At 62.7% G+C, this 22,201-nt stretch carries 17 protein-coding genes; 8 read left to right on the forward strand and 9 right to left on the reverse strand.

Annotation, left to right across the window (positions count from 1 at the left end):
• Positions 1 to 87: 87 nt before the first annotated feature.
• The 4 genes from ACFQ95_RS10430 (at position 88) to ACFQ95_RS10445 (ending at position 4,778) form a co-directional block, all read left to right on the forward strand.
• Positions 88 to 1,200, forward strand: coding sequence for a 5-methyltetrahydropteroyltriglutamate--homocysteine S-methyltransferase (locus ACFQ95_RS10430; RefSeq protein ID WP_422830786.1), 1,113 nt, complete (start codon positions 88 to 90; stop codon positions 1,198 to 1,200).
• The gene (locus ACFQ95_RS10435; protein WP_422830787.1) at positions 1,197 to 2,600 is read left to right on the forward strand and encodes a phospholipase D-like domain-containing protein; all 1,404 of its coding nucleotides are present in this window, start codon (positions 1,197 to 1,199) and stop codon (positions 2,598 to 2,600) included. The genes ACFQ95_RS10430 and ACFQ95_RS10435 overlap by 4 nt, the downstream gene beginning before the upstream one ends.
• Positions 2,601 to 2,817: 217 nt before the next feature.
• A complete protein-coding gene (locus tag ACFQ95_RS10440) occupies positions 2,818 to 3,216 on the forward strand; it encodes a surface-adhesin E family protein (RefSeq protein WP_422830788.1) in 399 nt (132 codons plus the stop codon).
• 131 nt (positions 3,217 to 3,347) lie between these two features.
• Positions 3,348 to 4,778 carry a GNAT family N-acetyltransferase gene (locus tag ACFQ95_RS10445; RefSeq protein WP_422830789.1) on the forward strand — a complete coding sequence of 477 codons (1,431 nt, stop codon included), beginning with the start codon at positions 3,348 to 3,350 and terminating at the stop codon, positions 4,776 to 4,778.
• A 94-nt stretch (positions 4,779 to 4,872) separates the two neighbouring features.
• Here the strand turns inward: ACFQ95_RS10445 and ACFQ95_RS10450 are convergent, their stop codons facing one another.
• A complete protein-coding gene (locus ACFQ95_RS10450; protein WP_422830790.1) occupies positions 4,873 to 10,479 on the reverse strand; it encodes an EAL domain-containing protein in 5,607 nt (1,868 codons plus the stop codon).
• 225 nt (positions 10,480 to 10,704) lie between these two features.
• On the opposite strand from ACFQ95_RS10450, the gene ACFQ95_RS10455 reads away from it, so the two are divergent.
• Positions 10,705 to 10,938, forward strand: a complete 234-nt coding sequence (locus ACFQ95_RS10455) for a DUF2789 domain-containing protein (protein ID WP_422830791.1) — start codon at positions 10,705 to 10,707, stop codon at positions 10,936 to 10,938.
• 261 nt (positions 10,939 to 11,199) lie between these two features.
• Here ACFQ95_RS10455 and ACFQ95_RS10460 read toward each other — a convergent pair whose 3' ends face one another.
• Positions 11,200 to 12,126 (reverse strand): LysR family transcriptional regulator, encoded by a 927-nt coding sequence (locus ACFQ95_RS10460; RefSeq protein ID WP_422830792.1) that lies wholly within the window; start codon positions 12,124 to 12,126, stop codon positions 11,200 to 11,202.
• Between the two features lie 105 nt (positions 12,127 to 12,231).
• Between ACFQ95_RS10460 and ACFQ95_RS10465 the strand changes: the two genes are divergently transcribed.
• The 3 genes from ACFQ95_RS10465 to ACFQ95_RS10475 all read left to right on the forward strand — a co-directional run bounded on the left by ACFQ95_RS10465 (position 12,232) and on the right by ACFQ95_RS10475 (position 14,107).
• Positions 12,232 to 12,990: an SDR family oxidoreductase gene (locus ACFQ95_RS10465; RefSeq protein ID WP_422830793.1), complete on the forward strand. Its 759-nt coding sequence runs from the start codon at positions 12,232 to 12,234 to the stop codon at positions 12,988 to 12,990.
• A 120-nt stretch (positions 12,991 to 13,110) separates the two neighbouring features.
• A complete protein-coding gene (locus ACFQ95_RS10470; protein WP_422830794.1) occupies positions 13,111 to 13,635 on the forward strand; it encodes a DUF1993 domain-containing protein in 525 nt (174 codons plus the stop codon).
• A gap of 46 nt (positions 13,636 to 13,681) precedes the next feature.
• Positions 13,682 to 14,107 (forward strand): g-type lysozyme inhibitor, encoded by a 426-nt coding sequence (locus ACFQ95_RS10475; protein WP_422830795.1) that lies wholly within the window; start codon positions 13,682 to 13,684, stop codon positions 14,105 to 14,107.
• Between the two features lie 7 nt (positions 14,108 to 14,114).
• On the opposite strand, the gene ACFQ95_RS10480 is transcribed toward ACFQ95_RS10475, so the two are convergent.
• The 7 genes from ACFQ95_RS10480 to ACFQ95_RS10510 form a co-directional block, all read right to left on the reverse strand.
• Positions 14,115 to 15,164: an adenosine deaminase gene (locus ACFQ95_RS10480; RefSeq protein WP_422830796.1), complete on the reverse strand. Its 1,050-nt coding sequence runs from the start codon at positions 15,162 to 15,164 to the stop codon at positions 14,115 to 14,117.
• Entirely contained in the window at positions 15,164 to 16,147 is a 984-nt protein-coding gene (locus tag ACFQ95_RS10485; RefSeq protein ID WP_422830797.1) for a Rieske 2Fe-2S domain-containing protein, read from the reverse strand. Before ACFQ95_RS10485 ends, ACFQ95_RS10480 begins: the two co-directional genes overlap by 1 nt.
• Before the next feature lie 176 nt (positions 16,148 to 16,323).
• Positions 16,324 to 17,493 carry a BMP family ABC transporter substrate-binding protein gene (locus ACFQ95_RS10490; RefSeq protein WP_422830798.1) on the reverse strand — a complete coding sequence of 390 codons (1,170 nt, stop codon included), beginning with the start codon at positions 17,491 to 17,493 and terminating at the stop codon, positions 16,324 to 16,326.
• A gap of 78 nt (positions 17,494 to 17,571) precedes the next feature.
• Positions 17,572 to 18,492, reverse strand: coding sequence for an ABC transporter permease (locus tag ACFQ95_RS10495; protein ID WP_422830799.1), 921 nt, complete (start codon positions 18,490 to 18,492; stop codon positions 17,572 to 17,574).
• Positions 18,492 to 19,583 carry an ABC transporter permease gene (locus tag ACFQ95_RS10500; RefSeq protein WP_422830800.1) on the reverse strand — a complete coding sequence of 364 codons (1,092 nt, stop codon included), beginning with the start codon at positions 19,581 to 19,583 and terminating at the stop codon, positions 18,492 to 18,494. The genes ACFQ95_RS10495 and ACFQ95_RS10500 overlap by 1 nt, the downstream gene beginning before the upstream one ends.
• Complete coding sequence (locus ACFQ95_RS10505; RefSeq protein WP_422830801.1) at positions 19,570 to 21,129, reverse strand: ABC transporter ATP-binding protein; 1,560 nt, start codon at positions 21,127 to 21,129, stop codon at positions 19,570 to 19,572. The genes ACFQ95_RS10500 and ACFQ95_RS10505 overlap by 14 nt, the downstream gene beginning before the upstream one ends.
• A gap of 72 nt (positions 21,130 to 21,201) precedes the next feature.
• A complete protein-coding gene (locus ACFQ95_RS10510; protein ID WP_422830802.1) occupies positions 21,202 to 22,158 on the reverse strand; it encodes a LysR family transcriptional regulator in 957 nt (318 codons plus the stop codon).
• Between the last annotated feature and the right edge of the window lie 43 nt (positions 22,159 to 22,201).

Raw genomic sequence — 22,201 nt, forward strand, 5'->3', positions numbered from 1 at the left:
GATCGCCTGCGGCATGCCTAAGTCCTGCGCCTGGATTAATATCGCGCAAAAATTTATATCGTTATCAACAACAACCAAGGAGCACACATGCATCAACTTCCAGCCCGATACGACCACGTGGGCAGTTTTCTGCGTCCCCAGTACTTGCTGGAAGCGCGTGAGCAGAAAGCCAAAGGGCAGATCAGCCCCGAGCAACTGCGCTTGGTGGAAGACCGCGCCATCAGCGAGATCGTCAAGTTCCAGGAAGACGTGGGCCTGAAAAGCATCACCGATGGCGAATTCCGCCGCACCTATTTCCACGTCGACTTTCTCGAGCAGTTGGGTGGTGTGCAGGCCGACATTCCGGTGACGGTGCTGAACGGTGATGGCTCGGTAGCCCTGGCCCCGCCGGTGATGCGTGTGATCGACAAGGTGCGCCACGCCAAGGACATCCAGTTGGCGGATTTCCAATACCTGAAGAGCCAAGTCTCGGCCGGCAACACGCCCAAGGTGACCATTCCCTCACCCACCATGCTGCACTTCCGTGGCGGCCGCGCCGGCATCAGCAAGACCGCCTACCCCGAACTCGAGCCGAGCTTCTACGACGACGTGGCCAAGGCCTACGGTGACGAACTGCGCAGCCTGGCGGCCGCCGGCTGCACCTATGTGCAGATGGACGACACCAACCTGGCCTATCTGTGCGACGAAAAAATGCGCGAAGCTGCGCGCCAACGCGGCGACGACCCGAATGAGCTGCCACACCGCTACGCCGCCTTCATCAACAAGGTGGTGGCGCAAAAGCCCGCAGGCATGACACTGGCCATGCACCTGTGCCGTGGCAACTTCAAGAGCACCCACGCCGCCGCCGGCAACTACGAGCCCGTGGCCGAGGCGCTGCTCAAGGAAATGGACCTGGACGCCTACTTCCTGGAGTACGACGACACCCGCTCGGGCGACTTCAAGCCACTGCGTTACCTACCCAAGGGCAAAACCGTGGTGCTGGGCCTGGTGACCACCAAGTTCGGCGAAATGGAAGACAAGGACGAACTCAAGCGCCGCATCGAGCAAGCCGCCAAATACGCGCCGCTGGAGCAGTTGGCACTGTCGCCGCAGTGTGGCTTCTCCAGCACCGTACATGGCAACAACATCGCCGTCGAAGCCCAGCGCGCCAAGCTGCGCCTGGTGATTGAAGTGGCACAAGAGGTCTGGGGCAATACTTGATCCCCCACCGCGCCGCCAGCACTTCACAAGGTCTGGCGGCGTGGCTGCCGTCCCCCACGCTACACCTGCTGCTCGGCGTGTTGGCGGTGCTGGTGTATGTGGTCTCGACCCGCATGCACCAGGAGCGGCGCGCGCCCAGCACGGCAATAGCCTGGGTGGTGGCACTGTTGCTGCTGCCCTACGTGGTGTTGCCGCTTTATCTGCTGTTTGGCCAGCGCAAAACCCGCCCCGCGCGCCCACCCCGGCGCCCGCGCCACACGCAGCAGGATGTGGCGGCCGATTGGGCGGCCTCGCTGATTGAAAGTTTTGACCTGGCACCACCAAGCGTGGGCATCGTCGACTTTCACCGCGACGGTCTGGCGGCGCGCGACGCCCTGTGGCATGTGATTGCCAGCGCACGCACGCGGCTGGATGTCTGCACCTTCATCATAGGCCGCGATGCCCTGGGCGATGAGACCATTGCACGCCTGGCCGCACGCGCACGTGACGGTGTGCAGGTGCGTTTGATCCTGGACGGTTTTGGTGCGCTGAAACTGTCGCGCCGCCATTTCGATACGCTGCGCCAAGCCGGTGGCAAGGTCACGGTTTTTCGTCCGCTCTTGAAACTGCGCCAGCGTGGCAAAGGCAATTTGCGCAACCATCGCAAGATGGTGATCGCCGACGACTTCCTGCTCTGGGCTGGCGGCCGCAACCTCGCAGCCGAATACTTTTTGGGCACACCGGGCGAGCCGCCCTGGCTGGACCTGTCGTTCACCTTGCAAGGCGGTGCCGCCGCAGCCGCAGCCCATCAATTCGAGCAAGACTGGGCCAGCGCGCGCCAGCAGCCTGCGCGCAGCATAACCCGCGCGGCCGAGGTGCACCACGGCAGCGCCACCCAGTTCTTGCCCAGCGGCCCGGATCAGGCCGAAGACACCGCACTCACCTTGTTGATAGCCGCGTGTTTTAGGGCCGAGCAACGCATTCTTGCCGTGACGCCCTACTTCATCCCAGGTGACCGCCTGCGCGACGCGTTGCGCACCGCCGCGCGGCGCGGCGTAGAGGTCACCATCGTCCTGCCCCAAGCCTCGAACCACCAACTGGCCGACTTTGCCCGCATGCGTGCCATGCGCGACCTGGCCGAAGCTGGCGTGCACTTTCTCATGCTGCCCAGCATGGTCCACGCCAAAGCCGTGGTGGTGGATGAGCATCTGGCCTTGTGCGGCTCCATCAACCTGGACCAACGCAGCCTGCTGGTGAACCACGAAAGCGCGGTGGTGTTCTACAACCCGGCCGACCTGCAATGGCTGGCCGATTGGATACATGCGCTTGGCCGCCGCAGCCAGGCATTTCAGTCCACCCCGCCTGGCCTCGCGCGCGACTTGAGCGAAGGCCTGCTGCTGGCGGTGGCATTCCAGTTGTGAGCCTCGAGGCTGGGCGCCCAGCGGCATCACGCAACCCCAAGCCTCCATTTGCAAGCAGAAACAATCAATACGACAACTTATCAACTCAAAAAATTTCCATATACCGCACAATGAGGCGTGGTTTCATTTCCTTGGCTTCGTCAACTATTAGCCCGCCCAGCACGGCCTCTATTGCATGCGCTTGTTTGCCCCCGTCCTTGCCCTGGCCATCTTCTCGATGGCAGGTCCACTACATGCCGATCCGCTGTGGTTGACGCTGACCGGCGATGCCACCCGCGCCGACGCTGATTCGGTGCAGGTGCTGGCCGATTCGGTGAACCTCAACGGCACCACGGGCACATTGCAGTTGCGCGTCAGCCGCGCCGGCGAACGCTCCGCCTATGACGATCTACCCTACCGCTCCTATATAGGCTGGATCAGGGTGGATTGCAGCCAGCGCGAAGGCCACTTCCTGCAGTTGCAGTATTACGCCGAAGCCTTGTGGACCGGCGCGGTCCGGCTGGTGAACTTCACCGAGTCGAATATGCCCAGGCTGCTGTTCAAGGACATGGACCCCAACCCCACGACACGCTTGATCCGCGCGGCCTGCAGCGTAGAGAAAGTCAAGACGCAGTGACGCGCCCGGGCCAACACGCGCCGCAAATGCACACCCACACGACCTCTTGCAGCCGTCGGCAACCGATAATTGGCGCAACTCCCTAACGGCATCACCGCCGCTGCTCCAGGTTTGCCCAGTCTCCGCTCGCCATGTCCCTCTCTGCCAATACCCCATCCTCCCCATCCGCCCTGCCACCGGTGCCCGGTACTCCTGAAGAGTTGGCCCGGATCAGCCCCGTGCAGTGGAGCGAGGTGTTGTCCGCCGCACCCGAGCGGGCCGCCACCTGGATGTTTGCCGCTGCCCGCCTGGGCAGCGCCGACGCACAAGCCATCCTGGGCCAATGGCTGCTCGACGGCAAAGGCCTGCAACGCAACCCGGAAGAAGCCTTCAAGTGGTTTCAAAAGGCGGCGTTCCAGGGCCATGCCATGGGCATGAACATGGCCGGGCGCTGCCTGGAAAACGGCTGGGGCATCCCCGTGGACCTGCCAGCGGCCACCGACTGGTACGCACGCGCCGCGCGCAAAGGCCTGGACGTGGGCATGTACAACTACGCCAACCAACTCGCTTCGGGCCAGGCCGTGCCACGCGACGACGTGCAGGCACTGCGCTGGTACCAGGAAGCGGCACGCCTGGGCCACGCCAAATCATTCACCAAGATAGGCGGCTTTTATGAAGATGGCCGCACCACCGCCAAGGATGGCCCCACCGCCATGGGCTACTACCGCAAGGGCGCCGAGGGCGGCGACTTTCGTGGCCAGTTCAACTACGCCGGCATGCTGGCCGAGCAAGGCCAGCTCAGCGAAGCGCTGCGCTGGCTGCGCCTGGTGCCATTAACCGCCACACCCGACTTTCTGGCACGCGCCGGTCGCATGCTGGTGCAATCGCCGGTGGCCGAATTACGTGCCGTCGGCCAGCAGATGCTGGGCGAAACCACGGCCACCACCGATGGCGCAGGCAAAAACTTCGAAGCCGTGGCCGACGCGCTGACCTCGGAGATTGCCGCACTCGATGCCCGCCTCTCGGGCTACACCCCCTTGCCCTTGCCGCCCCACACCGCCACAGCCTCCAGGCAGGCCATCGCGGAAACCGTGGTGCCACACCACGACAGCAGCAGCGAGCTGCACCTGCGCCACTACCAGGCCAAGGACCTGGCCGCGGTCGCCCAGGTTTTCACCGACGCGGTGCACGGTCTGGCCGGCAGCCACTACGGTCCTAGCCAACGCAACGCCTGGGCGCCCAAGCCCCCGGACCTGGCGGTTTGGGCGGCACGGCTGCAGGGCCTCACCACCTTGCTGGCCGAATCAGAACGCGGCTTGGCGGGTTTTCTGTCTTTTGCCTCCAACGGCCACATCGACCTGCTGTTCACTGCGCCGCGTCACGCCCGCCACGGCGTGGCCAGCGCGCTGTACGCCCACGCCGAACGCGCGCTGCAAGCCCAGGGTGTGAACGAGCTGTTCACCGAGGCCAGCCTGGTGTCGCGGCCGTTTTTCGAGAAACACGGCTACCGCGTCGAGGAAGAACAGGTGGTGCTGCGCAACGGCGTCAAGCTGGACCGTTTTGCAATGCGCAAGCGGCTTTAGAAATTGAGGTCCAAAGCGGCTTCAAGGCTTACTCAATCTGCGGAACAAGCTCCTATTTCAGCAGCAAAAAGCGCCCCCTCGGCAGGAACCCGGGTCACGCCATAGCTTGCGCCAGAAAGGACGCCAGGGCTGGGGCCGGCAGCGGTCGGCTCAGCAGGTAACCCTGAAACCCATGGCAGCCACATTCGACCAAAAAACGGCGCTGCTCCACGGTTTCCACACCTTCGGCCACCACGTTCAGCGCCAGGCTCTGGCCCAGCGCCACAATCGTCCGGGCGATGGCGGCGTCGTTCGGGTCGGTGAGCACGTCGCGCACAAAGGATTGGTCGATCTTCAGTTGATCCAAGGGCAAGCGCTTGAGGTAGGCCAGAGACGAATAACCGGTGCCAAAGTCGTCCAGTGAAAAACCCACACCAGCCTCTTGCAGCTGGCTCATCTTGTGCACCAGCGAGGGCATGTCGTCGGCCAGAACACTCTCGGTCAGTTCGAGTTTGAGCTTATGCGGCGCGGCCTGCGTGCGCTGCAGCGCGTCCAAGACCTGGACAACAAAGTGGGGGTGGTGAAACTGCTTGGCGCTGACGTTCACCGACATCGTGAGTTCGCACAGCCCAGGTGTCGCCCGCCAACTCGCCAGTTGCTGGCACGCCGTCTCCAGCACCCATTGGCCGACCTGCAGGATCAAATCACTTTCTTCCGCCGCCGGAATGAACAACGCCGGCGACACCAGGCCGCGTACCGGGTGCATCCAGCGGATCAAGGCCTCCACTCCGGTCACCTGGCCCTGCATATTCGCCTGGGGCTGGTAGTGCAAAAGGAACTCATGGTTGACCAACGCTTGGCGCAGGTCGCTCTCCATGCCGGCGCGCGCGAACACCGCCTCCTGCATCTGCGGATCAAAGAAACGCAGCGTATTGCGGCCCGCATCCTTGGCTTGGTACATCGCCAGATCGGAACGTTTGAGCAACTCGCCAACACTGACATCGTGCCCCAGAAAAGGGGCGACGCCAATGCTGGAGGTGCAGCGGTGTTGGTAGCCACTCAGGGTGTAGGGTTGGTCCAACACGGTCAGCATCTTCTCACCCACCGCGCGGGCCTGCTCAATCGCCTGTGCCGCGTCTTCGCTCAAACCCTCGAGCATGACCAGAAACTCGTCGCCCCCCAAACGCGCCACGGTATCGCTCTCGCGCACACACTCCAACAAGCGGCGCGCCACCTGCACCAGCAACTCGTCGCCTTTGTCATGACCCAAGGTGTCGTTGAGGGTTTTGAAGTTGTCCAGGTCGATAAAAAACAGCGCACCACGCTGCTGTGTGCGGGCGCTCTGGGTGATCGCGTGGTTCAAGCGGTCGCTCAGCAGCAGCCGGTTCGGCAGCCCCGTCAACGGGTCGTAAAAGGCCAACCTGTGCACGGCATGTTCGGACTTCTTGCGCTCGCTGATGTCGGTATTGATGGCCAGTATGGACTTGGGTGCGCCGGCATCATCACGTACCAGCGTCCAGCGCCCTTCCACCGTGATGGATGAGCCATCCTTGCGCCGCTGCTCGATTTCGCCGGTCCACTCGCCGCTGCTGATGACCACCTGCGTGGCACGCAGGAAGTCCACCGTATCGGCATACAGCAAGCTGGCAATGGACCGGCCTATGGCCTCTTCTGCGCGCCAGCCATACAGGCGCTCCGCACTGTGGTTCCAGAAGATGACGCTGTGGTCCATGCCGCGCACCATGATGGCGTCCTGCGCGCGGTTCAGCAGCGAAGCCTGGTCTTGCAATTGCGCGTCGGATTCCAGTCGCTGCAGTTCCCCTTCGGCGCGCGCAGCAAAAATTTGCAGCGTGGAGAAAATCGCATCGGTCTCGTCCAACGGGGCGCGAAACAGCACAAACAACATTCCCAGTACGTCGCCCGTGGCCGACGCCAGCCGCAGTCCGACAAAACCCTCGCCCAGATCTTGCGCTGGCAAATTCCCCAGATGCTGCGCCAACGGCACAAGCTCGGCCAGCAGCGGGCCCACCTGGCGCGGCACCACACAACGCGGCTCGGTGAGGAGCTTGGCGCAGGGTGTGCCCTGCAACGGAAATGCAAAACCGCCGGTCGCCCGGCCGTCCACGGCGCCTGCGATCACCCGGGCACTGGCGCCGCCGGTCTCGACCCGGGCAATAAAGCCCGCGTAGGCGCCCAGCGATTCCGCCATGTTGAGCGCCAGTTCGGCGAAGAAATCCTTGCCCGACTGGGTCGATACCGCCGAGGCAATTTTGCGCAGCGAGGCCTGCAGGCGACGCTGTTCGTCCTGCGCGCGCAAATTGCCGATGCCAAATGCCAGGTCGTTGGCCAACTCTTCCAATAGCACCAACTCGTCTTTGGGCACATGGTTGACTTCCGGCGAATACAGCACCAGCACACCCAGGATCTGATCGCGGTTCACCAAAGGCAAGCTGATCACGGCACGCAAGCCATGGGCCAGCGCCGCGTCGCGCCACAGCCGCACCAGATCATCCTGGGCAATGTCCTCGACCACCACCACCTGCCGGGTCGCAAAAGCCCGGCCAACCGACCCCATTTGCAAGGGCTGCTCGCTGGACCACGACAGTGTCAGATTTTCCAGAAACCCCGTGCCTTCGCCAAACGAGGCCACCGGCTGTATGGATTTGCGTTCATCTTCCAGCGCCAAGCCCACCCAGGCCATGCGGTAGCCGCCAATGGCCACGGTGATGCGGCAAATCTGCTCCAACAGCCGCTGTGCGTCCTCTGCACGGATCAAGGATTCGTTACATGCACTCAACATCTTTTGCGCACGGCTGACGCGCAAAAGTTCGCGCTCGGCGAGCAACCGCTTGGTCACATCGTAGACCAGCACCAGCCGCGCCGCCTGGCCAGCGAACTCAATCGCATCGGCGGCGATCTCGACGTCGATGATGTCGCCATTTTTTTTGCGGTGCCGGCGTAACTGCCCAAAGGTTTTGGGTTGCAGCGGTACAGCCTTCACCAGTCCGTCATACTCCAGCTCCACTCCAGGCGCCCACAAGGCCTGGACCGGCATGTCCTGAAACTCTTCGCGGCTGTAGCCATAAAGCGCCAGCGAAGCCTGGTTCACGGCCAACAGCCTAAGACTGCCTGAGTCATACACCCACATGGGCAGCGGGCTGCTTTCAAACAACATGCGGTACTGGGCCGCTGAGCGCTCAAGCCGCTCGGCGAAGCGTTGCCGCTCTATCACCACCCCCATCGACTCCACCAATATCTGCAGGTGGTCTACCTCCCGCATGCCAAAAGCAAAGGTTTGTGGCGAGACCACCTTGACCACACCAATGGGTGTATTGCCAACCCGCAAGGGTGCGACCAGCAGGGAGCGAATGCCCACCTCACGGCAGATCGCCAGGTTCACCCGCGGATCGGCCTCGGCGTCATCACAACGCAACACCTCGCCGCGCGCCAACGCCAGGCCGGAGAAGCTGCCCTCGCGGGTGAAGCGTTGACCAACCCTGCGGGTGGTGGGCCCCGCCGCACCGCGGCACACCATGTCCTCACCGTCGATCAGCTCCACCTCACCGCCGGTGGCACTCACCAGGTCTTTGGCGCGCTCGGCCACCAGTGTCATCAAGGCGTTCAAGTCCAGGCTGGCCGAGGCAATTTCCTGCTGGGTCTTGACGATGCTCGCGCGGGCGCGTTCTTCACGCCGCGCCGCCTCTTCTGCCCTTTTGCGCTCGGTAATGTCGACCATGCCACCAACCATGCGAATGGCCGCGCCCAAGGCATCACGAATGACGATTCCCCGGTCCATCACGTCGGCGTAACTGCCATCGTTGCGACGGAATCTGAAGCTGTCTTCCCAGTTGCTTTCCGCGCCATGGATCACCGCGTAAATGCTGCCCAGCACACGCTCACGGTCTTCCGGGTGCACACGGTCGGCCCACGAACCAACGCTGTCATCGGCAAGCTCGGCGCTGTCGCCGTAGAGTTTTTGAAACCCTTCGTTGCGCCAGATGTGGCCGGTTTGGAAGTTCCAATCCCACACCGCGCCAGCCGTGGCCTTGGCAACGATTTGAAAGCGTTCCTCGCTGATGCGCAGCCTCTCGTTGCTCTGGTGCCGCTCGGTGGCATCGCGAAAATAAACCGAAAGGCCTTCATCGGAGGGATAGGCCCGCACCTCGAACCAGCAGTGCCGCACCAAGGACCAGGCCTCGAAGCCAACGGTTTGGCGCGTTGCCATGGCACGCTGATACTCGTGGTAGAACACCGAGCCGGTAGACGCGCCAAACACATCCCAGATCACACAGCCCAATATGTCGGCCTGGCGCTGCTGCAGCAGGCGCTCGGCTTCCGGATTCACGTAGGTGAAGCGCCAATCGTTGTCGACCGTGAAGAAGCCATCGGTGATGCTCTCCAAGGTCGTCGCCAGGCGGCGCGACAAGGCACTGGCCTGCTGCTCGGCAAGCTTGTGGTCGTGGATATCGGTCACCGTGCCATACCAGTTGACGATGGCGCCTTCATCGTCGCGTACCGGCTCGGCCTTCACCAGCATCCAGCGGTACTGCCGGTCACTCGCCCGCTTCAAGCGGTACTCCAGCGAGACCGCTTGCCCGGTTTGCACCGCCTGCGTCCAGATGGCCAAGGTGGGCGCCACGTCCTCGGGGTGCAGTGCCTCGACCCATCCGATTTCCGCCGTGCCGCGCGGTGTGATGTCTACATAGTTGAACATCGCCTTGTTGGCGTAGTCCACCGTGCCGTCGGGTCTGGCAGTCCAGACGATTTGCGGCATGGCATCGGCCAATTCGCGAAAGCGGCGCTGGCTGGCGCTGAGCGACTGCTCGGCCAGCTTGCGTTCGGTGATGTCCTGCAGCGCCCCTTTGATCTGCACGATATGCTGGCCCTGCCGACGGCCAGGCTGGCCTATCGTGCGCACCCACACCCGGTTGCCACGCGCCGTGACCAGCTCCATCTCCTCGTCAAAAGACACACCGTCGTTGGCACAGGCCCGGAACCGCGCCAGCAGCCGCTCACGGTACTCGGGCGCGTAGAAGCCATGCGCCTGGTCGACCGCAAAGGTCTGCACCTCGGTTTCGTGGATGGCCGCAACTTCCGGCGACCAGAACACCGTGCCCTGCCGCAGGTCGGCCAGCCACCCACCGACACGCGCCACCTGGCCGGCGATTTGGAGGATTTCCGAGTTCTGCTGCAGCGTCAGCAGCAGTTGCTCGCGCTCCGCCGTCCAGGCCTGCATGGCGAGCCGCTGGTGCCGGTACTCCAGCTGCACCATGACCTGGTCGGCAAGCGTTTCCAGTGCACTCAGTTGCGCGGCGCTCAAGACCCTGGGCACCTGATCGATCACCGCCAGGGTGCCGAGCGCATAACCATCCGAAGTGACCAGGGGAAAACAGGCGTAGAAGCGAATGCGCGGTTCACCCGTCACCAGAGGGTTGTCGGCAAAGCGGGCATCTATGGCCGCATTGGGTACCACAAAAGCGCCATGGCCCTGAATGGCGTGAGAGCAGAAAGACACCGTCCGCTCGGTTTCCCTGACACTCAGGCCGACGCTGGACTTGAACCATTGACGCTGCTCGTCGACCAGTGAAACCATGGCGATAGGCACTTCACAGATGCCGGCCGCAAGTTTCGTCAACTTGTCGAACTCGACTTCGGGAGATGTGTCCAGGACCGCGTATCTGCGCAACGCGTCCAGTCGCTGTTGTTCTCCCTTGTCAACCATTGCCAAACGCCTCCTCAGGGTGGTTTGATGTCAAAGAAGTTGCATCAATTGGTTACACGAGCTTACCTGAAATCGCCGTCCGCCAGCCCTAAAAGAACCGGTCCTACAGACACCCGGCGGTGATGCGCGGACAGTGCGAACATGTGCCGTATCGATGAAAATCGATCTGCTGTTCTGCCCCTCAACCGCCTGCCTAGCCCGGCACGCCCCGAAAGGAATCACGCCATGGACTTGTCCACCTCCAATATGACGAATCTGTTCCAGCAACTGGGCCTGCCAAGCAAGCCCGCGGAGATCGCCCAGTTTGTCGCCCAACACCGGCCCCTGGCCGACGACGTGAAGCTGGCCGACGCACCGTTCTGGAGCGCCGGGCAGGCGCAGTTTCTGCGCGAACAAATCCAGGTCGACGCGGATTGGGCGGAAGTGGTGGACCAACTCAGCGTGATGCTACGGTCGTGATCACAAGCCATAGGTCCATCACACCGTACGCGATCTGCCTGCGGCTCACCCGCCTGGCAAAAGCAACAGGATAAAGGCCTTACAGCTGCGTCACAAGGCGTTGCCTACGCAACAGGCAGTTTGTTGTGCAACGGGCAACAGACAAGGTGCAATAGCCTGCGTTGCTATCATTTTTGAGAAGCCCCAAACTTACCCTCAAACTTATCCACAGAAGTGCTGAACAAGTCGACGGTGTTTGGCACTAGACCGCAAAAGCGCCCTTCACAGCACCATCGCCACACCCTGCACCAAACGCTGCGCCAGGCGCGGCTGCTTGAGCTGCTCCAGCCACCAGCTCAAAGCGCGGCCGGGGTGGTCGCCGCGCCAGGCCACATAAAGAGTGTTGGGCTCACGCTGGTCGGCCATTTTTTTCTCCACCAGTTCGCCGCGTTCCAAAAGCCCCGCCACACGTTGACGCGGCAGCCAACCTATGCCCAGGCCGGCGCGTTGGGCGGCGATCTTGGCGCGCATGCTGGGCACGGCCAACACCGCCTGGCCGGTCTTCAAGCCATAACCACGCGCCGCGTGTGCATCGGCGTGCCGCGACGAATCGGCCACCACCACACCGCGGTGCGCCATCACCTGTTCGCTGGTCAAGGCTTGCGCCAGCTTGGCCAGCGGATGTTGGGGCGCAACCGCGAACACCCAGTCCATCACACCGAGTTCGCTCCAATGCAGTTTGTCCATCGCTGGCGGATCGTTGGTGGCCCCCACCACCAGGTCGGCGCGGCCATCGCGCAGCGCTTCCCAGGTGCCGCCCAATACCTCGTGTGTGATGCGCAACGACACCCCCGATTGCAGCGCGTCAAACGCCTCGATCAGCGGTACCCAGGTTGCAAATTCGAGCAACTCATCCGTCACGATCCACAAGCGATCCTCCCAGCCGCCCGCGACCTGCTTGACACGCCGCGTGAGCCGCGCCACGTCTTCCGACACCTGGGCCGAGCCACGCGCCAGCAACTCGCCTGCGGGTGTGAGTTGCAGGCGGTAGCGGCGGCGGTCGAACAACAGCGCATCAAACCGCGCCTCCAACTGCCGTGCCGCATGCGAGATGGTGGACGGCGCCTTGCCCAGACGCGCGGCCGCGCGCGACAGGCTGCCGGTTTGGGCAATCGCCTCCATCATGGCCAATTCGTCTGCGCTCAACATGTTCGATTCCTTCGCACGAGTTCGTCGATGCAATGGTATGGCAAATAGATGGAATGGCGCGAATATTCGTCTCACGGCAATTCGCCGGATTCGAAGGAGTTTCAAATGACACAAGCTACACGTTTCCAAAACAAGACCGTTCTCGTCACCGGCGGCAGCAGCGGCATAGGCCTGGCAGCCGCCCAGGCATTTGCCAATGAAGGTGCCCGCGTGGTGATCACCGGCCGCGATGCAGCGGCTCTTGACCGCGCTGTGACCAGTCTGGGCGCCAATGCCCTGGCCGTGCGCAACGACGCCGGCGCACCCGGTGCCGCCGCTGCTCTGGCCCAGGCCCTGAGCAGCACCAACGTCACGCTGGACGCGGTGTTCGTCAACGCCGGTGCGGCCAAGTTCGCCGCCTTTGACGAAGTGACCGAAGCCCTGTGGGACGACACCTTCAACACCAACGTCAAGGGTGCCTACTTCCAACTGCAGGCCCTGCTGCCACTGCTGAACAAGGGCGCCTCCATCGTGCTCAACGGCTCTATCAATGCCCGCATCGGCATGCCTAACGCATCGGTTTACGCCGCCAGCAAGGCCGCCTTGATTTCATTGGCGAAGAACCTGTCGGCCGAACTGCTGCCACGCGGCATCCGTGTCAATGTGGTCAGCCCCGGCCCGGTGCAAACGCCGCTCTACGGCAAGCTGGGCATGGACGCCGCCACGCTGGACGCGACCGCTGCGCACATCCTGGGGCAGATTCCGCTGGGCCGCTTCGGCAGCTCGGAAGAAATCGCCAGCACTGTGTTGCACCTGAGCGCGACCGAGTCGGCTTTTATCGTCGGCACGGAAATCATTGTGGATGGCGGGATGAGCCAGCTTTGAGCCCAGCCTGCAGCCGGGCCCGCGCCCGCCCACAATGGGCACGCGGTCTTGGCTCAGCGTCATCAGGCAGTGGGCACGGGCTGGCTATCCTGATCCGCCCACCAGCCAAGGAAAAAAGCCATGTCCGTCTCCATGTACCGCCTCACCCTGCCGCTGTTCACGCGGGGCTTGAATGTTCTGGCCCACTACCTCGACGCGGCGCAGACCTTCGCCACACAAAATAACACCGACCCACAACTGTTGGTTGATGCCCGCCTGGCGCCGAACATGTTGAGCCTGGCCGGGCAGATCCAGCGCGCCAGCGACACCTCGAAAAACGCCATCGGCCGTTTGACCAGCGTAGCGGCGCCGCGTTTTGAAGACAACGAGACCAGCTTGGCGCAACTGCAAGAACGCATCACCAATACGATTGCGTTTTTTGACAATGTGCCGGCCTCGGCACTCGACGGCGCCGAGCACAAACCTGTAGCACTCAAATTCAGCAAGCTGCAGGCTGACTTTTCGGGCGACGAATATCTGCTGAGCTTTGTGCTGCCCAACTTCTATTTCCATGTGGCCACGGCCCACGGCATCCTGCGCCATCAGGGCGTGCCGATTGGCAAGGCGGACTATCTTGGCCCCTTTACGGGGGCGGCTGTGGCTTGAAGCACAGCATTTGCGCGGAGAATGTTTTTCGCTTCAAGGAACCCGCATGACCGCTTTTACCGTCGCCCGCCGCACCTGCGCTGCCCTGCTGCTCGCGCTGACTTGCATACCTTCTGCCGTTCTGGCGCAAGAAGCCCCGCGCGTGGTGCCCGTGCATTTCGCCAAAGGCGCGTCAAGCACCAGCCTCAAGGGCACGGTCAAGGGATATGAATCGGTGGACTACAGGCTCAGCGCCAAATCCGGCCAAACCCTCACCGTCACGTTAAAGGCCAGCAATACCAGCACCTATTTCAACCTGATGGCGCCAGGTGCGACCACGGAAGCGATTTACAACAGTTCGCTGGACGCCGCCGGCAATAGCTACAAAGGTGAACTCCAACACGACGGTGAATACACCGTGCGTGTCTACCAGATGCGCAACGCGGCGCGGCGCGGCAATGCAGCCACCACCTTGACACTCGCCGTGGATTAAGGGCGCGCTAGACGCCAGACGCCACGCTTTCAAACACGGCATCCACGCGGTCGGCAAAGGCGCGCTTGGCGGCAGCGTCGATAAAGCTGGCCTCGAAGCTGTTGCGCGCCAGGGCGTAGGCGTGGGCCGCGTTCAAACCCGTGGCCGCAAAGGTCTGCACAAAGTTGGCGTTCATGTAGCCGCCGAAATACGCCGGGTCGTCGGAATTGACGGTAGCCATCAGGCCGGCGTCGAGCAGCGCGCCGAGGTTGTGGTCGCCCAGATTCGGAAACACACACAGCTTCTGGTTCGACAACGGGCACACGGTGAGTGCAATGCGGTCTTTCGCCAGGCGCTGCATCAGGGCCGGATCTTTGCTGGACTGCACGCCGTGGTCGATACGCTCGACCTTCAGCACGTCGAGTGCGCTCCACACATAGGCCGGTGGCCCCTCTTCGCCCGCATGCGCCACCAGGTGCAGGCCCAGGTTGCGGCAGCGTTCAAACACCTTGGCAAACTTTTCCGGTGGGTGACCCAGTTCGCTGGAGTCCAGCCCCACACCGATGAAATAGTCGCGGAACGGCAGTGCCTGCTCCAGCGTTTCAAAGGCCTCTTCTTCGCTCAGGTGGCGCAAGAAACACAGAATCAACGCCGCGCTCACACCGAGTTGGGCTTGCGCATCAACACAGGCGCGGTGCAGGCCTTTGATCACCGTCTCCATGCTAACGCCGCGGGCGGTATGGGTTTGCGGGTCGAAGAACATTTCGGTGCGCAGCACATTCTCGGCGGCGGCTTTGCGCAGGTAGGCCCAGGCCATGTCGTAGAAGTCCTGCTCGTGGATCAGCACGCTGGCACCGGCGTAATAAATGTCCAGAAAGCTCTGCAGATTGGTGAAGGCGTAGGCCTGGCGCAGGTCTTCAACACTGGCGTACGGCAGGCTGATGTGGTTGCGCTGGCCCAGCGCAAAAATCAGCTCGGGCTCTAGCGAACCTTCGATGTGCATGTGCAACTCGGCCTTGGGCATGCGGCGCAGCAGTTCGGGCAGGCGGTCAGTTGGGATGGCGGGGACTGAAAACATCAGCAAACTCCAAAGGTGATGCCGCTGTTTTTCAGGTAGCGGCGGTAAGCGGATGATGCCTTGTCGGCGGCGGTGTGCAATTCGGCGCGTAGGTCCAGCGGCAGGCATTTGGGGCGCTGCGACTCCAGCACCGGCTGGTCCTGCGTGAAGATGGTGTGCTGAAAGGCCTGCAGCTTTTCGTCACTTGATGCAAAGTCGGCGATGGCCAGGCGAAACCATACGCGGCTGGTTTCGGGCGTGAGCGGGCAGATGAACAGGCCGATGGACTCGCGCCAACCGTCGGGCGCGGTGCCATCCTCGGGCACTTTGGTCAACACGGCGGCATAGGGTGCGGTGACTTCGTAGCTGTACTCCACCTGCGCAGGTGCGGTGGAGTGCAGATTCGACTGCGGTTGCCAGGCCTTGCAGCCAGTAGCGCGCAAGCCCGTGGGCGTGGATTCGACCTGGTAGTCGTCCACCCCCGTGGCATCGCGCGAGCCCAGCCAGCCTTCGTGCACAAAGCCGAAGTGCGACAGGTCCAGAAAATTCTCTATGATGCGCGGCGCGCTGGCGGCCACATCGTACGGACCGCAGTTGAGTTTGCGCAGACGCTCGTCGGTTTCGGCCAAGAACGCTGGCAGTTCGGCTTCAACGCCCTCCGGCGATTGCAGCCTGACCCACAACAAACCATGGGCCTCACGCACCGCGTAACGCTTGGCGCAGTTGCTCGTGGGCGGTTTGAAACTGGGCAAGGCGGGCACCAGCGTGCATTGGCCATTGCCCGCAAAACGCCAGCCGTGGTACGGGCACTCGAGTTGGCCGTCGCGCACCTGGCCCAACGACAGCCGCGCGCCACGGTGCGGGCACTGGTCGGCAAAGGCTTGCAGCGTGCCGTCGGCATCACGCCACAACACCAGGTCTTGCCCCAGCAGTTGCACGGGCACGGGTGTTCCTGTCACATCGGCTGGCTGGGCAACGGGGTGCCACAGGCTGGCTTCAAACATTCAATGCTCTCTTAGATTCAACAATAAAAAAGGGCCGCCCACAGGCGGCCCTTTACTTCAGCCCAAGGGCTTATACGGCTTTGGATTCAGCCGGATCACGAGGCGGGAAGCCGAAGACAGTGCTGTGGCACGGCGAGGCAAACCAACGAAGTGATACGGTTGAAGGCAAATCCGTATTACTTCTTGTCGCTACCGGGGACCTTACCTTCCACGCCCTTGACGTAGAAGTTCACGCCGCCCAGGAACTTGTCGTCGGCCACAGCATCCTTGGCCAGGATTTCCTTGCCGGTGTTGTCCAGCAGCGGGCCCTTCCAGATGGCGAAGCTGCCGTCGGCCAGACCCTTCTTGACTTCTTCAACCTTGGTCTTGGTCTCAGCAGGCACGTCTTCGGCGATGGAGACGATGTCAATCGCGCCTTCCTTCACACCCCACCAGCTTTGGCCGGTGGCCCACTTGCCTTCGAGCACGTCGTTGGTGGCCTTGATGTAGTAAGGCGTCCAGTTGATCACGGCCGAGGCCAGGTGGGCCTTGGGGCCGTAGGCGGTCATGTCCGAATCCCAACCGAAGGCGCGTTTACCCTTTTCCTGGGCCGTCTTCAGCACGGCGGGGGAATCGGTGTTCTGGAACAACACGTCAGCGCCACCGTTGATCAGTGCGGTCGCGGCTTCGGTTTCCTTGGGTGGGCTGAACCATTCGTTGACCCACACCACCTTGGTCTTGATCTTGGGGTTGACGCTTTGTGCACCCAGCGTGAAGCTGTTGATGTTGCGGATCACTTCAGGAATTGGCACCGAGCCGACCACGCCCAGCGTGTTCGACTTGGTCATGGCGCCGGCGATCACACCCGCCATGTATGCGCCTTCATAGGTACGGCTGTCGTAGGTGCGCAGGTTGTCGGCGGTTTTGTAGCCGGTGGCGTGCTCGAACTTGACTTCCTTGTTGTCGGCGGCGACCTTGAGCATGGATTCCATGTAGCCAAAGGTGGTGCCGAAGATCAGCTTGTTGCCTTGGCCGGCCATGTCGCGCAGCACACGCTCGGCGTCAGCCGATTCGGGCACGCTTTCGACGAAGCTGGTGGAGATCTTGTCGCCGAATTCTTTTTCCAGCGCCTTGCGGGCGTTGTCGTGTGCAAACGACCAGCCGCCGTCACCGACAGGGCCGACGTAGGCGAAGGCGATCTTCAGCGGTTCTGGCTTGGGTGCAGGCGCGGCGGCGGCCGGTGCGGGCGTGGGCGCAGCGGCAGGCGCAGCCGGCTCTTCCTTCTTGCCGCAGGCGGCCAGGGTCGCCACGGTCAGTGCTGACAGCGCGGCCAGCTTCAGCATGGAACGTTTTTGGTTATCGGTCATTTCAATTCACTTTCAAGCTGGGTCAAAGAAACAAAAAACAGTCAGGGGAACACCGGCAAATCTGCATGTAACAGAAGATTATGAACCTGGATAGAACGGTTTTCCGAGCGAGGCCGGCATGTTGACACGAATCCACATCGGGTTACGCGAGATCAAGGCCAGCACCACCACGGTGGACAGATAGGGCAGCATGCTCAGAAATTCACTAGGCACATGCACCCCCATGCCTTGCAAATGGAACTGCAGCATGGTCACACCACCGAACAGATAAGCCCCCAGCAATACGCGTGCCGGGCGCCAGGTGGCGAAGGTGGTGAGCGCCAAGGCGATCCAGCCCTTGCCGGCCACCATGCCCTCAACCCACAACGGTGTATAGACCAACGACAAATACGCACCGGCCAGGCCACACAGCGCGCCGCCAGTGACCACGGCCGCAAAACGGATGCGCCGCACCGGATAACCCAGGGCGTGCGCCGACTCCGGCGACTCACCCACCGAGCGCAGCACCAGTCCGGCGCGCGAGCGGTACAGGAACCAGATCAAGGCGGCCACACCCAGCATGGTGATGTAGACCATGGGGTGCTGGCGGAACAGCGCCGGACCTATGAAGGGAATGTCGCCCAGCAGCGGAATGTGGAACTGCGTGCGCTCGGGCAGCTTGGCCTGCACATAGCGAATGCCCATGAAGGCCGAGAACCCGGCGCCAAACAAGCTCAACGCCAGGCCCGTGGCCACCTGGTTGGTGTTGAGCCAGATCACCAGCAAGCCAAACACGGTCGCCAGCAAGGCGCCCGCGCCCGCACCTGCGGCAAAGCCCAGCCAGTCGCTGCCGGTGTTGACCACCGTGGCAAAACCCGCAATCGCGGCGCACAGCATCATGCCCTCGGCCCCCAGGTTCAGGATGCCGGCTTTTTCGTTGATCAACAGGCCCAGCGCGGCAATCGCCAGCACGGTGCCGGCGTTGAGTGTGGCGGCCAATAACAGTGCGTAGGAGTCCATCACTTGGCCCCTTCCACGGCTGCAGGGGTGCGTACGGCACCCACCCAACGAAGTTTGTAGGCGATCAAGGTGTCACTCGCAAGCAAGGTAAACAGCAGCAGGCCCTGGAAGACCCCGGTAATCGATTTAGGCAGGCCCAGGCGCGACTGCGCCAGTTCGCCGCCGATGTAGAGCATGCTCATCAGCACCGCAGAAAACACCATGCCCACGGGGTGCAGCCGCCCCACGTAGGCCACGATGATGGCCGCAAAGCCGTAGCCCGCTGGCACATAGGGCGTGAGCTGGCCTATGGGGCCGGCCACTTCCAAGGCGCCGGCCAAACCAGCGGCGCCGCCCGAGGTCAACAACGCCAGCCACAAGGCCTTGCGTGACGAAAAACCGGCGTAACGCGCCGCTGCCGGCGCCAGTCCGCCCACCTGCTGGGCAAAACCGGCGCGTGTGCGGAACAAGAAAACCCATAACCCGGCCACGCCCAGCAGCGCCAGAATCAGACCGATGTTCATGCGCGAACCGGCCATCAGGCGCGGGATCTTGGTGGCTTCGGCAAACTGCTTGGTCTGCGGAAAGTTGTAACCCGCCGGGTCTTTCCACGGACCGAACACCAGATAACTGAGCACCATGGCGGCCACGTAGACCAGCATCAGGCTCACCAGAATTTCGTTGGCGTTGAAGCGGTCGCGCAGCAAGGCCACAATGCCGGCCCACAGCATGCCGCCCAGCACACCGGCCAGCAGCACCGGCACCACAAACCAGCCGCCGGTGCCGGCGTCGGCCATCAGCGCCACACCACCGGCCATCACCGCACCTATGATGTATTGGCCCTCGGCGCCGATGTTCCAGACATTCGAGCGAAAACACACGGCCAGGCCCAGCGCGATCAGCAGCAGCGGCGTGGCCTTGACCATCAACTCGCCCAGCGCGTAAGGGGTTTTGATCGGTTCCCAGAAGAACACCTGCAACCCGCGCACCGGGTCTTTGCCCAGCGCCCAGAACATCAGCACACCGATACACACGGTGACCAGCAGCGCCAACAGCGGCGAGCCGTAGCTCCAGAATTTGGACGGCTGGGGGCGTGGCTCAAGCTTGAGCATGTTGCACCTCCACACCGGCTGACTTGGCAGATGTAGCGGATGTGGTGGAGGTGTTCCACAGCCCGCTCATCCATTCACCGATCTGGGCCACGGTGGCCTCGGCGCGCGCAATCGAGGGTGACAGGCGCCCCTTGGCGATCACATGCAGGCGGTCGCAGATTTCAAACAATTCGTCCAACTCCTCACTCACCACCAACACGGCACAGCCGGCATCGCGCAGCGCCAGAATCTCGCCACGGATTTGCGCCGCCGCGCCCACATCCACCCCCCAGGTGGGCTGCGAGACGATCAGCAGCTTGGGCTTGGCGTCGATTTCGCGGCCGACAATAAACTTTTGCAGGTTGCCGCCCGACAGCGACTTGGCCGCGGCATTCGGCCCACCCGCCTTGACCTTGAAGCGGGCAATGATGCCGCGCGCCTGCTCCTGCAGCGCCCCCACCTTCACCCAGCCGCTCGCACCCACCGCGTCGGTGCGGGTCAGCATCAGGTTGTGCGCCAGCCCCAGCGTGGGCACGGCGCCACGGCCCAGCCGTTCTTCGGGCACAAAATGCACTCCCAGCTTGCGCCGGTGCGCCGGGCCAAAGCGGCCGGCGGCCTGGCCGAAGATCTGCACCATGCCGGCCTCGGCACGTGTGTCTTCACCCGACAAGGCATAGAGCAGCTCGCGCTGGCCGTTGCCCGAAACGCCCGCAATGCCCACCACCTCGCCCGCGCGCACCTGCATGGCCACCTGCTCCAGATCCACGCCAAACTGGTCTTCGCGCGCCAGCTTGAGGTTTTGCACCTGCAGCACCACCGGGCCGGTTTGCACCGCGCGGTGCTCCAGCGCTGGCGGCTCGGCGCCAATCATCAGCCGGCTGAGCGAGGCATTGCTTTCCTGCGTGGGATTACACACGCCGGTGACCTTGCCGCCGCGCAGCACGGTGCAGGCGGTGCACAGCTCGCGAATCTCATGCAGCTTGTGGCTGATGTAGAGAATGCTGCAGCCCTCGGAGGCCAGCTTCTTCAGCACCACAAACAACTTCTCCACCGCCTGGGGCGTGAGCACCGAGGTCGGCTCGTCCAGGATCAGCAGCTTGGGGTTGGTCAGCAGCGCCCGGATGATTTCCACACGCTGCATTTCGCCCACACTCAGGGTGTGCACCGGGCGCGAAGGGTCTATGTCCAGGCCGTATTCGCTGGCCTTGTCGGTGATGCGGCGCGTCACCTCGGCCAGCGCCAGGCTTTTGTCCAGCCCTAGCCAGACGTTTTCGGCCACCGTCAGGGTGTCGAACAGGCTGAAATGCTGGAACACCATGCTGATGCCCAGCGCCCGCGCCTCTTGCGGGTTGCGGATAAACACCGGCTGACCGTTGAAGATCACGCTGCCTTCGTCGGGCTTGACCGAGCCGTAGATGATCTTCATCAGCGTGGACTTGCCGGCGCCGTTCTCACCCAGCACCGCATGGGTTTCGCCGGGCAACACGGTCAGCGAGACGTCGCTGTTGGCCACCACGGCCGGGTATCGTTTGGTGATGTGGGCGAGTTGCAGTCGGGGGGTGCTCATGCGTGGCGGTTTATTGTTATGGGCAAAACAAAGCTCGGATTGTCTCTGAAGCTGGCTGGGTTTCTCCGCTTATCAGCATTTACGCAGGCCCAACGCCACGGTCTTGATCTGTTCGCGCAGCCACACGGTTGCCGGTGAGGCATGTGTGCGTTCATGCCAGAGCTGGTAATACATCATGCGGGGAAACTCGATCGGACAGGGCAGGATTTTGACAGCAGAGCGGGCGGCGGGATTTTCACGATGGCGTTCAACATAACGTTCGCAATATTGGCGCCCGGTGGTCAACACCAGCAAGCTCGATGCCACCATGTCGGGAATCAGGCCAAAGTAGGCGCTACGTGCGGTGATGCGACGCTGCAGGCCCAGGCTGTCGAGGTGTTCGTCTATCACGCCGCGCGCCCCGGGGTGTGTGGGCGTGGGTGCAATGTGGTCGGCGTCCAGCCAGGCGCGCACGTCCCAGCCACGGCGCACCGCCGGGTGATCGGCGCTCACCAGGCACACCACTTCGTCGCCGAACAAACGGCCCATGTGCAGCTCGGCCGGCGTGTGCTGCCAGTTGCCCACCACCACGTCCACCTGGCCCTGCGCCAGTTGCTGGGTGTACTGTGCTTCAGGCGACAGCGGATGAATCTCAATGCTCGCCAAAGGAGCTTCAAGCTTGATGTGCGCCACCAGGCGCGGCAGAAACAGCGGGTCGAGGTAGTCGCTGGCGGCCACACGAAAGGTGTTGTTCGCCACCTTGGGCACAAAGCCGCGCGCCTGGGCAAACAGCGACTCGGCGGCACGAAGAATGCTGGCACTCGGCTCCACCATGCCCATTCCCACCTGTGTAGGCACCATCCCGGCGCCCGAGCGCACCAAAAGAGGGTCGCCCGACAAATCACGCAACCGCTTCAACGTGGCGCTCACCGCTGGCTGGGTCATGCCCAGGCGTATGGCGGCGCGCGAAACACTGCGTTCTGTAAGCACGGTATACATGACCCTGATGAGATGGAGGTCGATCTTGTCGAAAAGCGCTTGGTCTCTCATATTGATGTGGACATGCCGTTCATATGCCGGCGCTGATACTGTG

This window comes from Variovorax sp. HJSM1_2 (genome assembly GCF_049316285.1).
Classification (GTDB): domain Bacteria; phylum Pseudomonadota; class Gammaproteobacteria; order Burkholderiales; family Burkholderiaceae_C; genus Rhodoferax_B.

Bases quoted from the DNA above. Each gene is read 5' to 3' on its own strand.
- ACFQ95_RS10430 (WP_422830786.1), top strand. From the start codon at position 88: ATGCATCAACTTCCAGCCCGATACGACCACGTGGGCAGTTTTCTGCGT.
- ACFQ95_RS10440 (WP_422830788.1), top strand. From the start codon at position 2,818: ATGGCAGGTCCACTACATGCCGATCCGCTGTGGTTGACGCTGACCGGC.
- ACFQ95_RS10445 (WP_422830789.1), top strand. From the start codon at position 3,348: ATGTCCCTCTCTGCCAATACCCCATCCTCCCCATCCGCCCTGCCACCG.
- ACFQ95_RS10450 (WP_422830790.1), bottom strand. From the start codon at position 10,479: ATGGTTGACAAGGGAGAACAACAGCGACTGGACGCGTTGCGCAGATAC.
- ACFQ95_RS10455 (WP_422830791.1), top strand. From the start codon at position 10,705: ATGGACTTGTCCACCTCCAATATGACGAATCTGTTCCAGCAACTGGGC.
- ACFQ95_RS10460 (WP_422830792.1), bottom strand. From the start codon at position 12,126: ATGTTGAGCGCAGACGAATTGGCCATGATGGAGGCGATTGCCCAAACC.
- ACFQ95_RS10465 (WP_422830793.1), top strand. From the start codon at position 12,232: ATGACACAAGCTACACGTTTCCAAAACAAGACCGTTCTCGTCACCGGC.
- ACFQ95_RS10470 (WP_422830794.1), top strand. From the start codon at position 13,111: ATGTCCGTCTCCATGTACCGCCTCACCCTGCCGCTGTTCACGCGGGGC.
- ACFQ95_RS10475 (WP_422830795.1), top strand. From the start codon at position 13,682: ATGACCGCTTTTACCGTCGCCCGCCGCACCTGCGCTGCCCTGCTGCTC.
- ACFQ95_RS10480 (WP_422830796.1), bottom strand. From the start codon at position 15,164: ATGTTTTCAGTCCCCGCCATCCCAACTGACCGCCTGCCCGAACTGCTG.
- ACFQ95_RS10485 (WP_422830797.1), bottom strand. From the start codon at position 16,147: ATGTTTGAAGCCAGCCTGTGGCACCCCGTTGCCCAGCCAGCCGATGTG.
- ACFQ95_RS10490 (WP_422830798.1), bottom strand. From the start codon at position 17,493: ATGACCGATAACCAAAAACGTTCCATGCTGAAGCTGGCCGCGCTGTCA.
- ACFQ95_RS10495 (WP_422830799.1), bottom strand. From the start codon at position 18,492: ATGGACTCCTACGCACTGTTATTGGCCGCCACACTCAACGCCGGCACC.
- ACFQ95_RS10500 (WP_422830800.1), bottom strand. From the start codon at position 19,583: ATGCTCAAGCTTGAGCCACGCCCCCAGCCGTCCAAATTCTGGAGCTAC.
- ACFQ95_RS10505 (WP_422830801.1), bottom strand. From the start codon at position 21,129: ATGAGCACCCCCCGACTGCAACTCGCCCACATCACCAAACGATACCCG.
- ACFQ95_RS10510 (WP_422830802.1), bottom strand. From the start codon at position 22,158: ATGAGAGACCAAGCGCTTTTCGACAAGATCGACCTCCATCTCATCAGG.